Raw genomic sequence first — 13878 nt, 5'->3', positions numbered from 1 at the left:
AAGGGACTCATCGCCGGCAAGCCAGTTCCTGTAAGGTTCTCGTCGTTCCGGACATTTGTTTCCAGGCCGTTCGCTCGAGGATTCAGAACATGTTGTCGATTGAAGACCTGGCGTTGCTGGAGGCCATTCGGGAAACCGGCAGCCTGTCGCGGGCGGCGGTGCATTTGGGCAAGGCGCCATCGACCGTGTCGTATGCAGCGCGGCAACTGGAAGAGCGTTTCGATGCCTTGCTCTTCGATCGCCGTCGCTACCGCTTGCAGCTCACCCCGGCCGGGGAACTGTTGGTAAACGAGGCGGCGCGGCTGATGCAGGACGTTTCGCGCCTGACCCAACGGGTGCAGCAAGTGGCCAATGGCTGGGAGAGTCGGCTGTGGATCGTCACCGACGAACTGCTGGAGTTCGACACCTTGATTCCGGTGATTCATGAGTTCGATGCGCTTGAATCCGGCGTACCGCTGCGCATCACTCAGGAAGTGCTCAAAGGTGTCTGGGAAGCCCTGCGTGAAGGCCGGGCGGACCTGATCATCGGCGCCACCAACGAACCGCCGGCCATCCCTTCCTTGCGCTGGATGCAACTGGGGGAAATGGAATGGGTGTTTGCAGTCTCGCCCAGCCACCCGCTGGCCAGGGCCAGGGAACCGATCTCACGGGCAACGGTGACGCAGCACCGGGCGATTGTCGTGGCCGACTCGTCCAGAGCCACCGAGGGCAGCACTTATGGCGTCACCGGCGGACAACCGGTGCTCGCCGTACCGACCATGCGCGCCAAAATACTCGCCCAGTGCGACGGCTTGGGCGTAGGGTGGCTGCCAAAACACCGGGTCGGTTCGTTACTGAAAAACGGCACACTGGTGGCAAAGCAAATGGCCGATCCACGCGAGCCGAACATCCTTTATGCCGGCTGGCGCGGCGACCATGACGGTCGCGCTCTGGGCTGGTGGCTGGAAAAACTCAAGCAATCGTATCTGGCGACCAAACTGGTGCAGGGCAGTGGTGGGTTTGCTTGAATTCAGTTGGCAATGACGCTCATGTTCCGGCCGCTGGCCTTGGCCACGTAAAGCGCCTTGTCCGCAGCGCCAACCAGGTCGTCCGGCTGGGCCTGTGATGCCGGATCGTAGGCGGCGACGCCGATACTGACCGTCACCATGCCTTCCGCGCTTTCGCTGTGGCAAATACCGGCCTGCGACACGGCGCGACGGATCTTTTCCGCGACCAGGAACGCCCCCACATAGTCAGTGCCTGGCAGCACCACCGCAAACTCTTCACCGCCGTAGCGCGCCGCCAGATCCCCGGGGCGATTGATATTTTCGGTGATGATCGCGCTGATCTTGCGCAAACACTCATCGCCGGCCACATGGCCGTAGTGGTCGTTGAACGGTTTGAAGTGATCGACATCGATCAGCAGCAGCGCGAGGCTGCTCTGGCTGCGCCGGGCGCGGCCCATTTCCGAGTGGATGAACAGATCAAACTGACGGCGGTTGGACAGCCCCGTCAGCGCGTCTTCCAGGGCCAGCAGTTCCAGGCCGCGATTGACCTCGAGCAGTTTGTCCTGAGCGTCCAGCAACTGGCTCTGAACGCGGTTCTGCTGCTTCATCAGATTGATCAGGCGATAACCCAGTACGCCGAGAAAACCCAGCAACAGGGCGACGATACCTGCACTGAGCATGGACTCTTTACGCCAGCTAGCCAGGACTTCGTCCTTGTCGAGCGCAGCGAAAACGACCAGCGGATACCCCTCGACCCGGCGATACCCTACTACCCGCACCACGCCATCCATCATGGATTTGATCATTGCCGTCCCAAAATCCGCCGTGGGCAACAACTGTTTGAACAGCGGGCTGTTAATGAGGCTGGCGCTGATTTCCGCTTCGTTGAACGGCCGGCGAACGATGATGGTGGCGTCGTTGGCGATCAGGTTGATCACGCCGTTTCGGCCCATGTCGATGCTGTCATACAGGGACAGAAAATGATTAAGGTAAATCGTCGCCAGCGCCACACCGGCAAAACTTCCATCAGCATGATTGATCCGGCGCGACACCGTCATGATCCATTCGCCGCTGGAACGGCTTTTGATCGACGGGCCGATGTGAGGCCCACGGTCGGGATGATCACGATGGAAGATGAAATACTCCCGGTCGGCATTGTTGGCATCAGTCAGTGCGGCGCCGTTGGAATTGGCAATCCAGCGCCCCGTTTCGTCATACACGAACAGGCCGTGCAACTGGCTCAACTCTCTGCGCTGGGCGCTGAGCAAGCGCTCCAGGTGTGGCAACCCGGCCGGATTGAAGCCCTCGGTTTCGAGGCGTTCCACCAGCGTAAACAGCAGCGTATCGGCTTGCTTGATCGTCGCCTGCGCTTGCGAGGCCAGGGTCTGCGCAAGGTTGGACATCGCCACTTCCTTGTCATGCAGATTGTACTGGCGCGAATTCCACGCTTCCCAGATCACGATGACAATCATGGACAGGCACACCGCAACGAGCAGCACCACCGCGGAGCGCACCTTGAGCGTGGCTCCGGCCTGTTCGGTGATCAAAGGCACGCTGTGGCGCAATTGTTCAATTCGGTCTTTGACGGACGGGTTACCCATGACGCTCCCTGACTCCTGCTGAATGGCGACTGATCCCGTTCGCCTTTTAATTATCAATGTGCCTTAACCCCACACCGGTTAGCGTGGCGTCTGTTTCACAGCGTCAAGCCACGCCGGGTTCAATTGTGTCTGTTCGGTCTCGATGCCCAGCGCTTCCATTCGTGCCTTGTGCAGGTCCATTTCACGTATCAATTGGCTGTGATCACTTGAGTTGCCGTCCAGTTGGTGCATCTGGCTCAACCCCAGGTGATAGAAGCGCAGCAGCTTCATGGCGCTCGGATCCCCCGCATCCACCGCCGTCGTCACCTGGTGCATGACGTTGGTGATGCTCATCAGGCTGCGTTTGAGCTGCCAGCCGTAGACCGCCGGCGCCATCCACGCCTGGGTCCAGAACGTGCCGCGCATCAGCGCCGCCATCAACAGCACCGCGACAAACACGCCGCCCACGTTGAAGCGTAGATTGTCACCCCCCGGTTCGCCGAACATCGCCACTGCCGCAGTGGACAAAACCATCGCCAGGGCGAGGAAAATGAGGGCGATGATGATCGTGCTGCGGCGCGTCTGGCTTCGATAGATTTCGGGATTCTGCGGCTGGATTTCGAACATCGCGACGGGTTTCCTCGGAGGGGTAGGCAAAAAGACTGCGAGGCATTATCGCCTCTGCGGGGGATTTAGCTATGCTGGGGCTCCTTTTCATCTTTTCATCGTCAAAGGGGAACATGGCGATACTGCGCAGTTCGTGCCATCTTCTTTTATGGATACATACTATTCAGATGTCATGCGTCCCCGGCGGGTGACATCGTTTTAAGGATCATTGAATGTCCCAACGTCAAGTAATCAACGCTTCGGTCAGCCCGAAAGGCAGCCTGGAAACCCTCTCTCAACGTGAAGTGCAACAACTGAGCGAAGCCGGATCCGGCAGCACCTACACCCTCTTCCGCCAGTGCGCCCTGGCCATCCTCAATACCGGCGCCCATGTCGATAACGCCAAGACCATCCTCGAAGCCTACAAGGACTTCGAAATCCGCATCCACCAGCAGGATCGCGGCGTGCGCCTGGAATTGCTGAACGCCCCGGCCGACGCCTTCGTTGATGGCGAAATGATCGCCAGCACCCGGGAAATGCTGTTCAGCGCCCTGCGCGACATCGTCTATACCGAAAACGAACTCGACGCCCAGCGCATCGACCTGAGCACTTCCCAGGGCATCAGCGACTACGTGTTCCACCTGCTGCGCAACGCCCGCACCCTGCGCCCCGGCGTCGAGCCGAAGATCGTGGTGTGTTGGGGTGGCCATTCGATCAACACCGAAGAATACAAATACACCAAGAAAGTCGGCCACGAACTGGGCCTGCGCAGCCTCGACATCTGCACCGGTTGCGGTCCTGGCGTGATGAAAGGCCCGATGAAAGGCGCGACCATCGCCCATGCCAAGCAGCGCATCCACGGCGGTCGTTACCTCGGCCTGACCGAACCCGGCATCATCGCCGCCGAAGCGCCGAACCCGATCGTCAATGAGCTGGTGATCCTGCCGGACATCGAAAAACGTCTGGAAGCGTTCGTACGCGTCGGTCACGGGATCATCATTTTCCCCGGCGGCGCGGGCACGGCCGAAGAATTCCTGTACCTGCTGGGCATCCTGATGCACCCGGACAACAAGGGCCTGCCCTTCCCCGTCATCCTCACCGGGCCGAAACACGCGGCGCCGTATCTGGAACAACTGGATGCGTTCGTCGGCGCCACCCTGGGTGAAGCGGCGAAGCAGCACTACGAAATCATCATCGACGACCCGGCTGAAGTCGCGCGGCAGATGACTGCCGGCCTGAAAGCAGTGAAACAGTTCCGCCGCGAGCGCAATGACGCGTTCCATTTCAACTGGCTGCTGAAAATCGACGAAGGCTTCCAGCGCCCGTTCGACCCGACCCACGAAAACATGGCCAACCTGAAACTGAGCCGCAGCCTGCCGGCCCATGAACTGGCGGCCAACCTGCGTCGCGCGTTCTCCGGCATCGTCGCCGGCAACGTCAAGGACAACGGCATCCGGCTGATCGAAGAACACGGGCCGTACCAGATCCGCGGCGATGCGGCGGTGATGCAGCCGCTGGATCAGTTGCTCAAGGCTTTCGTGGCCCAGCACCGGATGAAACTGCCGGGCGGCGCGGCGTATGTGCCGTGTTATCGGGTGGTTGCGTAACAAGACCTCAGAAGAGGTCAAGTCGCGAGCCGTGCATTGCTCATCCGGGCGCCATCGCTGGCAAGCCAGCTTCTACAGGTTCGGCGTTGTGTGAAGGTCTAAGGACACCTGCCATTCCCGTAAGAGCCGACTTGCCGGTGATGAGGCTCTAGAGCCCTGCGTCGCTCTCAGAGGTGATCCGCATCGATCACAGCCTTGGCAAAGGCCTGCGGGTCTTCCTGCGGCAAGTTGTGGCCGATGCCGCCGCTGATGAGTCGGTATTCGTATTTGCCGGTGAAGCGCTTGGCGTAATCCTCGGCGGCCGGATGCGGCGCCCCGTTGGCGTCGCCTTCCATGGTGATGGTCGGCACCGTAATGACCGGTGCCTTGGCCAGCCGCTGCTCCAGCGCTTCGTATTGAGGTTCGCCCTGAACCATGCCCAACCGCCAGCGATAGTTGAAAATCGTGATGGCAACGTGATCCGGGTTGTCCAGCGCCGCCGCGCTGCGGTCGAACGTCGCGTCGTCAAAGCGCCATTTCGGCGATGCCAGCTCCCAGATCAACTTGGCGAAGTCGTGGCGATTTTTTTCGTAGCCGGCCTGGCCACGCTCGGTTGCGAAGTAAAACTGATACCACCATTGCAACTCGGCCTTGGGCGGCAAAGGGTTCTTGCCCGCGGCCTGATTGCCGATCAGGTAGCCGCTGACGGCGACCAGTGCCTCGACCCGCTCCGGCCAAAGCGCGGCAACGATGTCCGCCGAGCGCGCACCCCAGTCGTAGCCGCCCAGCACCGCCTTCTTGATCTTCAGCGCATCCATGAAATCGATGACGTCACTGGCCAACGCCGCAGGCTGGCCGTTGCGAACAGTCTTGTCGGACAGGAAATGCGTGTCGCCATAGCCGCGTGCGTAAGGGATCAGCACCCGGTAGCCCTTGGCCGCCAACAGCGGCGCGACTTCGCTGTAGCTGTGAATGTCGTAAGGCCAGCCGTGCAGGAGAATCACCACCGGCCCATCGGCGGGGCCGACTTCGGCATAAGCCACACTCAGCAACCCGGCATTGACATGCTTGAGCGGGCCGAACGTGTCGGCTTTGAGGGTCGCGGCAGCGGCCACCACCGGCTCCGCGGTCGCGGCTTGCGCATTCGCAGCCCCGAGAGCACCGAGCTGCATCAGCGCGAACGCGAGGACCGAAGGGCCAAGGAAACGGCGACGACGCGAGGCGGATGGACTGCTCAACACATTGATCTTCATGATGATTTTCCTGCAGGTCATTGATCTGGTGTTTGGACGAAATGAATCAGCCATCGCGGCTCGCTGAGCAGACTGAGCGCTCGACATCGACAACGATGAGCGTAGTGGAAAGATCAGCCGCCCTGATTGGCGCACTCTGCGAATTTTTTGTAACCGGCGACTTTCTGCATGCCACTGGAATCGAGGTAGGTCAGCCGGGCATCGACAATGCCGCAGGCGCCGCCGTTGTCGACGATGGACACGACTTTCTTGATATCCAGATGGGTGCCGTACGCCGTGCTCTGCGCCGGGACTTGAACATCGGCATGGGCCGAAAATGCCGCAACGTTCAGGACCGCGAAGAAGCTGGCGGCAATCAATTTGTTCCAGTTCATGGTGATTTCCTCAGGGTTGCAATGGGCAATGGTTGCGAGGCACTTGTGTTGTCTCGATGGAACCCATTTAACCGGCCCGAGGTATCTGCCATGTGTCGTAGAACCACGGGTATTAAGGCGTAAGGTGTCAGACAGGGCAGCAGATACACTGAGATACAAAGCCTATGGGCAGGTGCACCGTGGCTGCCTAGAATGCGCAACGTGCGAATAAAAAGAGGGTTGGGCAATGGAACATGTAAACCACATCCTGATCGTCGACGACGACCGGGAGATTCGCGAGCTGGTCGGCAATTACCTGAAGAAGAACGGCCTGCGCACCACGGTGGTTGCCGACGGTCGGCAGATGCGCAGCTTTCTCGAAGCCAATCAGGTGGACCTGATCGTGCTGGACATCATGATGCCCGGCGATGACGGCCTGCTGCTGTGCCGCGAATTGCGCTCGGGCAAACATAAAGCCACGCCGATCCTGATGCTCACCGCACGCGATGACGAAACCGATCGAATCCTCGGCCTTGAAATGGGCGCCGACGACTACCTGACCAAACCCTTCGCCGCCCGCGAGTTGCTGGCGCGGATCAACGCGGTATTGCGCCGTACGCGAATGCTGCCGCCCAACCTGCTGATCACCGAAACGGGCCGACTGCTGGGCTTTGGCCGCTGGCGCCTCGACACGACCGCCCGCCATCTGCTCGACGAAGACGGCACGATGGTCGCCCTCAGTGGTGCCGAATACCGTTTGTTGCGCGTGTTCCTCGATCACCCGCAACGGGTACTCAGCCGCGACCAGTTGCTCAACCTGACCCAGGGTCGCGACGCCGACCTGTTCGATCGCTCAATCGATTTGCTGGTGAGCCGTTTGCGCCAACGCCTGATGGATGACTCGCGCGAGTCGACCTACATCAAGACCGTGCGTAGCGAAGGCTATGTGTTCTCCTACCCGGTGGAAATGCTCGGCGCGGAATCATGAAATGTGCCTGGCGATGACCACGTGCGCCCTTCACCTGCGAAAGGTTTTGTATCCGTCTGTATAAGAACCCGCGACAGATACGCAGGCAGCGATTTCGCTGTGTTCAAACACACATCAGCGATACACCCGGACGTTTAACTGTGATCACCGGATAGCAACCGCTACCGACTCACTCAAACTAAACGCACGGAGAATCACCATGTTCAACTTCTCGAAAGTTTCGTCCCTGGCACTCGGCCTGGCACTGATAGGTGGCCTCGGCCTGTCGAATCTGGCCTCGGCCAGCACCGTGAGCGCAGTGTCTGCCGGCCAGATCCAGCAGTTGCTGGTGGAAGGTGGTTCGGATCGGCTGCAACAGAATCGTGTGGCTGAAGGCGGTGCAGAGCGTTTGCAAGAGCTGCGCGAACGTGTCGCCGAAGGTGGCGCCGATCGCCTGCAGGAACTGCGTGAACGTGTCGCCCTGATCAGCCCGGACAATGCAGTACGCGGCGGCGTGATCGTGGCGGATAACCGCGCAGAGTTCGGTTCGAAATATCAGCGGTATTGATCCAGCGGTCTCCTGAAACACCCAAAAGCCCGGTTCCCCGGGCTTTTTGCTGTGTGGCCAACAGCGCCCGGTGATACCCATAAATCCTCAGGTCTGACGCAAAAGCCCGCTCAATTCCTCGGGACAGTGACCGTGTGCTCGTACTAAGCTTTGCGGCTCATTCGATCAAGGAAGATTCATGAAACGTATTGCCGTTTGTCTGCTGTCGCTATTGACGCTCACTGCGGTCGCGGCAGACCTGAACATGCTGACAGACAACCATCCACCCCTGCACTTCCGGCAGGGTGATCAGCTGGTGGGTTTTGGTGTGGATGTCGTGCAGGCGCTGGCTGACATGGCTGGCGACCAGGTGCATTTTCAACAAGTCCCGCTACCGCGCGCCTTGCACGTGGCCAGCACCGAACCCGCCACCGGGGTGTTCACGGTGTTGCGCACCGCCGAACGTGATCGCCAGTACCAGTGGGTCGGTCCGCTGATGGAGGTGGAAATCGCTCTGTATTCCACTGAAAACACTCGGCAACCGGTGCGCAGTCTGCTGGAGGCCAGTCATCAGGGGCGCATTGTCGTTCCCCGAAAATGGCTGGTCTACAGCTACTTGCAGAAACAGGATGTGAGCAGCCTGTACGGTGTGGAAACGCCCGAACAAATGATGCGTCTGGCCCGCCTGGGGCGCGCGGAATTCGTCGTGGCCGACACCCTTTCCGTCGCCACCATGGCCCGCGAAGAAGGCTTGCCACCCGAGCAGTTGCACTACCAGATACCGCTGATGAAGGAAGCCACCTACATCGCCTTTTCGCCGTTGACCGATCCGCGCCAGATCGCACGCTGGCAACAGGCGCTGGACGCGATGCGCCTGGACGGTCGCCTGGAACAGCTCAAGCAGCGCTGGCTGGTGGACCGCACACCACGCTGACGGCGCGGATCAACGTTCTCGATAACGACTATGCCTCAGGGTGTTTTTTCATCGCCAGGCTCCAGCACTACAGTGGCCACATCTTCTTCCCACAGTTCTGGAGCAACCTCATGAAAAGCATCATCGGTCTTGGTTTCGCCCTTTCGGTTCTTGGCGCTACATCCGCCATGGCTGCCCCGCATGCCACGTTGCCCGTGGTGGCGGCGGCGAAAGTCAGTCAGCCGGCTACGTTGAATGTGAATACGGTTGGCGTTGATCGTAAAGACACTCAGGCGAGCAAACTCTACGTGGCTGATAACCGTCCTGAGTTTGGTTCGAAGTATCAGCGTTATTGATTGGCTGGTTTGTGTGGCTGTGAACAGGGAACCCCGGGAGGATTTGATCTTTCCGGGGTTTCCTGGTTTTTGATGGGAGCGTATGCCCCCAATCTAGAACCCAGCCAAGCGAACAGCCAAAGCCTTGGCCTGACTCGCCACATCCGTCACCGCCGTACTCTCCCACCACATCCCCCGCAACGGCGGTCCCATGGCAAACAGTCGACGGGCCACCTGCCCATCACTCCCCTGCACCGCGCCATCGACCGCCGCCGCAATCCCCAACGCCAACGGCCCGGGCCGCACCAGTCCACGGGCCAACAGCTGCTGCGGCAGCGGTCGCGCCACACGTCGCCAGTCGTACTCGATGCCACTGGAATTGATCAACGCTGCGCCACTGACGACAACCGTTTGCGCTTCACCCCGTCGACGAATGCGGATACTGACACCGCCCGAAGCCGGCTCCAGCCCTTTGAACGAAGCCGCCTGAATCCGCAACCGCCCTTCCCCGTGAAGCCGCTCCACCAACTGCGCACTCAACGGCGGCGACCGGTGATGATGACTTTCCCACCACGGCCGCACATGCCGCACAAACTGCCGACGCTGCACGTCCGTCGCCTGATTCCACAACCGGCCGATGTGCGCCCGCACTGTGTCCAGCGGCGCCTGCCAGTCGATGCCCTGCGCAATGGCATCTCGACAATGCCGGCGCAACTCACGCACCAACTGTCGCGGCGTACGAATGCTGTGATCCTCGGCCAGAAAATCCGCCCAGGCCGGTGGTTGCCGCCGCACATGCGGCAGCAGCCCATGCCGTGAAAACACTTCGATGGGCCCACGATGCCCGGCCTGTTCCAGCGACACCACAGCATCGACCATGGTCAGGCCAGAACCGATGATCAGCACCGTCGATTGCGGGTCGAGCTGACGCATGGCTGCCACATCCCAAGGATCGAGCGCTGCGGCGTTCAAGCCGCTGGACTCGGTCTGCGGCGTGCGTGCAGCGGGGAACATTCCCGTGGCCAGGACCGCATAAGCGCCCTGCAATCGCTGCCCGTCACTCAAGCTCAGCCGCACCGAATCGCTCAACGTTTCCAGGTCAACCACCTCGGCCCGCACATGCTCGACGGTCGAGCCGTTCAACGCGCCCAGCGCTTGCGCTTCGGCCAAACGTTGCTGCACGTACAACCCGAAAATCCCCCGGGGCGGAAATAGCTCGCTGACCGGTACATGCTGCTCATCGGACTCCGGCCAGCCACCGGCGGCGATGTACTCGGTCAGCCACTGAGTCAGGTCATCCGCGTTGTCCGGGTCGACACTCATACGCGCCGCGTTGCCATTCAGCGTATGGCCCAGCTCGACCGCGCTGTACGCCTCGCCCCGACCGAGTTCCGCTCGGGGTTCGATTACCAGCAACGAGCGCTTGCCGGGCAAGCGCAACAACTGCGCCGCCAGCATCGCACCGCTGAGGCCGCCGCCGACGATCAGGATGTCCGTGTGGCGGATAGCGTCGGTCGCCTGTCCGCTTTGGGTTTCAGTCATGGCGCTCTCACTGCTCAGTGTTTACCTAAATAAAAGTCATGCAGATCGCCCCGCGCCAACAGCGCCTCGCTGCTGCCGGACAACACCACACGGCCGGTGTCGAGCACGTAAGCCGTCGAGGCGTATTTGAGCGCCACATTAATGTTTTGCTCGGCGATCAGGAAGCTCACCTGCTCGTCGCGATTGAGCTGGGCGACGATCTCGAAAATCTCCTGAACGATAATAGGCGCCAAACCCATGGAAGGTTCATCAAGCAGTACCAAAGTAGGACGCGTCATCAGCGCCCGACCGATGGCGACCATCTGCTGCTCGCCACCGGACGTCAGCCCGGCCTGGGTCTTGCGCTTGGTTTTCAGACGCGGGAACCAGGCGTAAACCCGCTCCAGGTCCCGGGCCATGTCCTGGCGGCTCAACCCCCGTACAAAACCGCCACTGCGCAGGTTGTCCTCGACCGTCAGTTGCGCGAATACGTGCCGACCTTCCAGCACATGCACCATCCCCTGACGCACCCGCAGACTGGGATCGACACCCGCCGTATCGCGACCGAGAAACTCGATTGTGCCGCGACTGACCTCCGCCCGCTCGGCCCGCACCAATCCGGAAATCGCCTTGAGCGTGGTGCTTTTACCCGCGCCGTTGGCACCGAGCAACGCGACGATGCCGCCCTTGGGCACCGTCAGCGAAACCCCGGCCACGGCCAGAATCGCGCCGTCGTAGATCACCTCGATGTCGTTGACCCGCAACAGATCGTTGGCGGCTATGTCGCTGGCGGCTTGGCTCATGGTTTATTCATCCCCGGTGCAGGTGCGTGGCGTCAGGCCTTTTTCCTTGGCGAACGCCGCGGATTTTTCATCGATCAGGGGTCGCAGCAAAGCGCGGTCGGCGGCGATCCAGTCGCTGATCAGCGTCCAGTTCGCGCCGTCCCACTGCTGAACCCGTGCCGAACCGCCACCCTCGTGGTCCTTGCACGACAACTTGAGATTCTGCATCAGGCCGAAATAGCCCATGTCCTTGAGCCGCGCATCGTCGATGTTCAGGTGTTCCAGGCCCCAGCGGCCTTCTTCGCCATTCAACGGACGCTTGCCGAATTTGCCTTGGGCGGTGCGGATCGCTTCCACCATCACCGCAGCGTTCACCAGCCCGGAGTTGTAGTAGACGCTGCCGAAGTTTTTCAGGTCCTTGAGGTCGCTTTTGCCCTTGTCGAGGATGAATTGCTTGAGCTGTTTGTGGATCTCGAAATCACTGCCGGCCGGGTATGGCGTCAGTGCCAGATAGCCTTTGGCAGCCGCGCCGGCAGGCAACACGTCTTCGCTGGAACTGGCCCAGATGTCGCCGACGATGTGGTCCACCGGGAAGCCGAAACGCGCGGCGGTTTTCACTGCGACCGGCGTCGACACACCCCAGGTACGCAGGAACACCCAGTCCGGGTTGACCTGGCGAATCTGCCGCCATTGCGCCGATTGCTCGTTACCCGGATCGGCCACTGGAATCTGAATGTTCTCAAAGCCGTACTTTTCTGCCAGTAACTTCAGCGGCCCGAGGGTTTCCCGGCCATAAGCGGAGTCGTGGTAGACCGTGGCAATCTTTTTGCCCTTGAGTTTGTCGAAACCGCCCTCGCGCTGGGCGATGTAATTGATCAGGCTCGATGCCTCGCTGTAGAAGGTCAGCATCACCGGGAAGTTGTACGGAAACACCGTGCCGTCTGTGGCTTCGGTGCGCCCGTAGCCCAGGGTGATCAATGGGATCTTGTCGACTTCCGCGCGCTCGCTCAGCGCATAGGCCGCCGGCGCACCGTTGGGTGAATAGATCGCCACCGGCGCGCCATCCAGCCCTTTCTTGAAGCGCTCGTAGCACTCGATGCCCTTCTCCGCCGTCCACTCGGTTTCGCATTCCTGCCAGACCAGTTTGACGCCGTTGATTCCGCCTTCCACATCGTTGATGTAGTTGAGGTAATCGAGCATCCCGGCCCATACCTGTACGCCGCTGGAGGCATAGGCGCCGACGCGATAGGTGGCCAACGGGAAGAATTGCTGGTCCGGCGAGGCTTGAACCACCGGCACTGCACTGCTGAAAACGGCCAGCGTCAAAGCGGCGCCGACCAACGAACGTTTCAAGGATGCACGCATGTTGTCTCTCTATCTAATAATGGAAAGGATTCAGAAGCGCAGCGGCCAGTGACTCAGCCGTTCACGAAGGTTGCCCAGCAGGCGGATCAGACCTTCCGGTTCCTTGATCAGGAACAGGATGATCAGCGCGCCGAAGATGATTTTTTGCAGGTTCTGCAGTTGCCCGGCATCCACTGAACCACCGAACAAGGCTTGTCCGGCGTGGCTGAGCAGGATCGGCAACAGGCTGATAAACGCCGCGCCGACAAAGTTGCCGGCGATGCTGCCCATGCCGCCGATAATGATGATGAACAGGATCTGGAACGACCGATTGATATCGAAGCTGCTGGCGCTGGCGGTGCCCAGATAGGCAAAGGCCCACAGCGCCCCGGCGATGCCGAGGTAGAACGAGCTGACGGCGAACGCCAGGTGTTTGTAGCGCACCACCGGAATGCCGATCACGGCGGCGGCGGTGTCCATGTCGCGGATCGCCATCCAGTTGCGACCGATCTGGCTTTTTACCAGGTTCACCGCCACCCAGGTCAGCAACAGCACGGTGCTCAGGGTCAGCAGATAGCGACCGAGCGGCGTGTTCAGGTCACGGCCGAACAGCGCCAGTTTCGGCGCAGAAATGGTCCCGGACGATCCGTAGTTATAGAACCAGGGAAATTTGACGAACAGCCACTCCAGGAAAAACTGCGCTGCCAGCGTGGTGACCATCAGGTAAAAGCCCTTGATCCGCGAACTCGGCAGGCCGAAGACGAAGCCCACCACCGCACTGATCAATCCGCCGCCGAGCAGCGCGACGGGCAAGCCCAGCTCAGGCAAACGCAACAAAAACCCATAGGTGGCAAATGCACCGACCGCCATGAACCCGGCCGCACCGACCGAGGTCTGGCCGGTGTAGCCGGTGAGCAAATTCAGGCCGAGGCCGGCCAGTGACAGCACCAGAAACGGGATCAGAATCGCGTTCAGCCAATAGTCGTTGCCGGTCAGCGGCACGACCACGAAGGCGATCAACAACAAGGCGAGCAGTCCGAACGGAACGCGGCGCTGGATCAACACCGACGGCGCGGTTTCGTGGGTAAGGGATATCGACATGGGT

14 protein-coding genes are annotated in these 13878 nt (G+C 60.6%); 6 read left to right on the top strand and 8 right to left on the bottom strand.

Going from position 1 to position 13878, the window contains the following annotated elements; all coding sequences use genetic code 11:
- Positions 1–89 precede the first annotated feature (89 nt).
- Positions 90–1007: a LysR family transcriptional regulator gene (locus tag F8N43_RS03940; RefSeq protein WP_150636170.1), complete on the top strand. Its 918-nt coding sequence runs from the start codon at positions 90–92 to the stop codon at positions 1005–1007.
- Between the two features lie 2 nt (positions 1008–1009).
- Here the strand turns inward: F8N43_RS03940 and F8N43_RS03935 are convergent, their stop codons facing one another.
- On the bottom strand, positions 1010–2587 hold the full coding sequence (locus F8N43_RS03935) for a sensor domain-containing diguanylate cyclase (protein WP_150653243.1): 1578 nt from the start codon (positions 2585–2587) through the stop codon (positions 1010–1012).
- A 78-nt stretch (positions 2588–2665) separates the two neighbouring features.
- The gene (locus F8N43_RS03930; protein WP_150653242.1) at positions 2666–3193 is read right to left on the bottom strand and encodes a DUF3087 domain-containing protein; all 528 of its coding nucleotides are present in this window, start codon (positions 3191–3193) and stop codon (positions 2666–2668) included.
- Positions 3194–3405: 212 nt separating this feature from the next.
- On the opposite strand from F8N43_RS03930, the gene ppnN reads away from it, so the two are divergent.
- Positions 3406–4779, top strand: coding sequence for a nucleotide 5'-monophosphate nucleosidase PpnN (ppnN, locus tag F8N43_RS03925; protein WP_150632868.1), 1374 nt, complete (start codon positions 3406–3408; stop codon positions 4777–4779).
- A gap of 167 nt (positions 4780–4946) precedes the next feature.
- On the opposite strand, the gene F8N43_RS03920 is transcribed toward ppnN, so the two are convergent.
- Positions 4947–6011 carry an alpha/beta fold hydrolase gene (locus F8N43_RS03920; RefSeq protein WP_150632869.1) on the bottom strand — a complete coding sequence of 355 codons (1065 nt, stop codon included), beginning with the start codon at positions 6009–6011 and terminating at the stop codon, positions 4947–4949.
- Positions 6012–6124: 113 nt separating this feature from the next.
- Positions 6125–6385 carry a DUF2790 domain-containing protein gene (locus F8N43_RS03915; protein ID WP_150636162.1) on the bottom strand — a complete coding sequence of 87 codons (261 nt, stop codon included), beginning with the start codon at positions 6383–6385 and terminating at the stop codon, positions 6125–6127.
- A 226-nt stretch (positions 6386–6611) separates the two neighbouring features.
- On the opposite strand from F8N43_RS03915, the gene F8N43_RS03910 reads away from it, so the two are divergent.
- The 4 genes from F8N43_RS03910 to F8N43_RS03895 all read left to right on the top strand — a co-directional run bounded on the left by F8N43_RS03910 (position 6612) and on the right by F8N43_RS03895 (position 9147).
- Complete coding sequence (locus tag F8N43_RS03910) at positions 6612–7352, top strand: response regulator (RefSeq protein WP_150632871.1); 741 nt, start codon at positions 6612–6614, stop codon at positions 7350–7352.
- Positions 7353–7551: 199 nt separating this feature from the next.
- The gene (locus tag F8N43_RS03905) at positions 7552–7899 is read left to right on the top strand and encodes a hypothetical protein (protein ID WP_150632872.1); all 348 of its coding nucleotides are present in this window, start codon (positions 7552–7554) and stop codon (positions 7897–7899) included.
- A gap of 178 nt (positions 7900–8077) precedes the next feature.
- Positions 8078–8812: a substrate-binding periplasmic protein gene (locus F8N43_RS03900; protein WP_150653241.1), complete on the top strand. Its 735-nt coding sequence runs from the start codon at positions 8078–8080 to the stop codon at positions 8810–8812.
- 110 nt (positions 8813–8922) lie between these two features.
- Entirely contained in the window at positions 8923–9147 is a 225-nt protein-coding gene (locus F8N43_RS03895; protein ID WP_150632874.1) for a hypothetical protein, read from the top strand.
- A gap of 93 nt (positions 9148–9240) precedes the next feature.
- Here F8N43_RS03895 and F8N43_RS03890 read toward each other — a convergent pair whose 3' ends face one another.
- The 4 genes from F8N43_RS03890 to F8N43_RS03875 are packed head-to-tail and all read right to left on the bottom strand — an operon-like array spanning position 9241 to position 13874.
- The gene (locus tag F8N43_RS03890) at positions 9241–10668 is read right to left on the bottom strand and encodes an FAD/NAD(P)-binding protein (protein WP_150653240.1); all 1428 of its coding nucleotides are present in this window, start codon (positions 10666–10668) and stop codon (positions 9241–9243) included.
- Between the two features lie 14 nt (positions 10669–10682).
- On the bottom strand, positions 10683–11450 hold the full coding sequence (locus F8N43_RS03885; RefSeq protein ID WP_150632876.1) for an ABC transporter ATP-binding protein: 768 nt from the start codon (positions 11448–11450) through the stop codon (positions 10683–10685).
- Positions 11451–11453: 3 nt separating this feature from the next.
- A complete protein-coding gene (locus F8N43_RS03880) occupies positions 11454–12794 on the bottom strand; it encodes an ABC transporter substrate-binding protein (RefSeq protein ID WP_150653239.1) in 1341 nt (446 codons plus the stop codon).
- 30 nt (positions 12795–12824) lie between these two features.
- Complete coding sequence (locus tag F8N43_RS03875) at positions 12825–13874, bottom strand: branched-chain amino acid ABC transporter permease (protein WP_150653238.1); 1050 nt, start codon at positions 13872–13874, stop codon at positions 12825–12827.
- Positions 13875–13878: the final 4 nt, after the last annotated feature.

Source organism: Pseudomonas fluorescens (assembly GCF_902498065.1).
GTDB lineage: Bacteria > Pseudomonadota > Gammaproteobacteria > Pseudomonadales > Pseudomonadaceae > Aquipseudomonas > Aquipseudomonas fluorescens_BJ.
The sequence above is the reverse complement of the archived record's forward strand: the minus strand, read 5'-3'. Positions and strand labels throughout refer to the sequence as shown.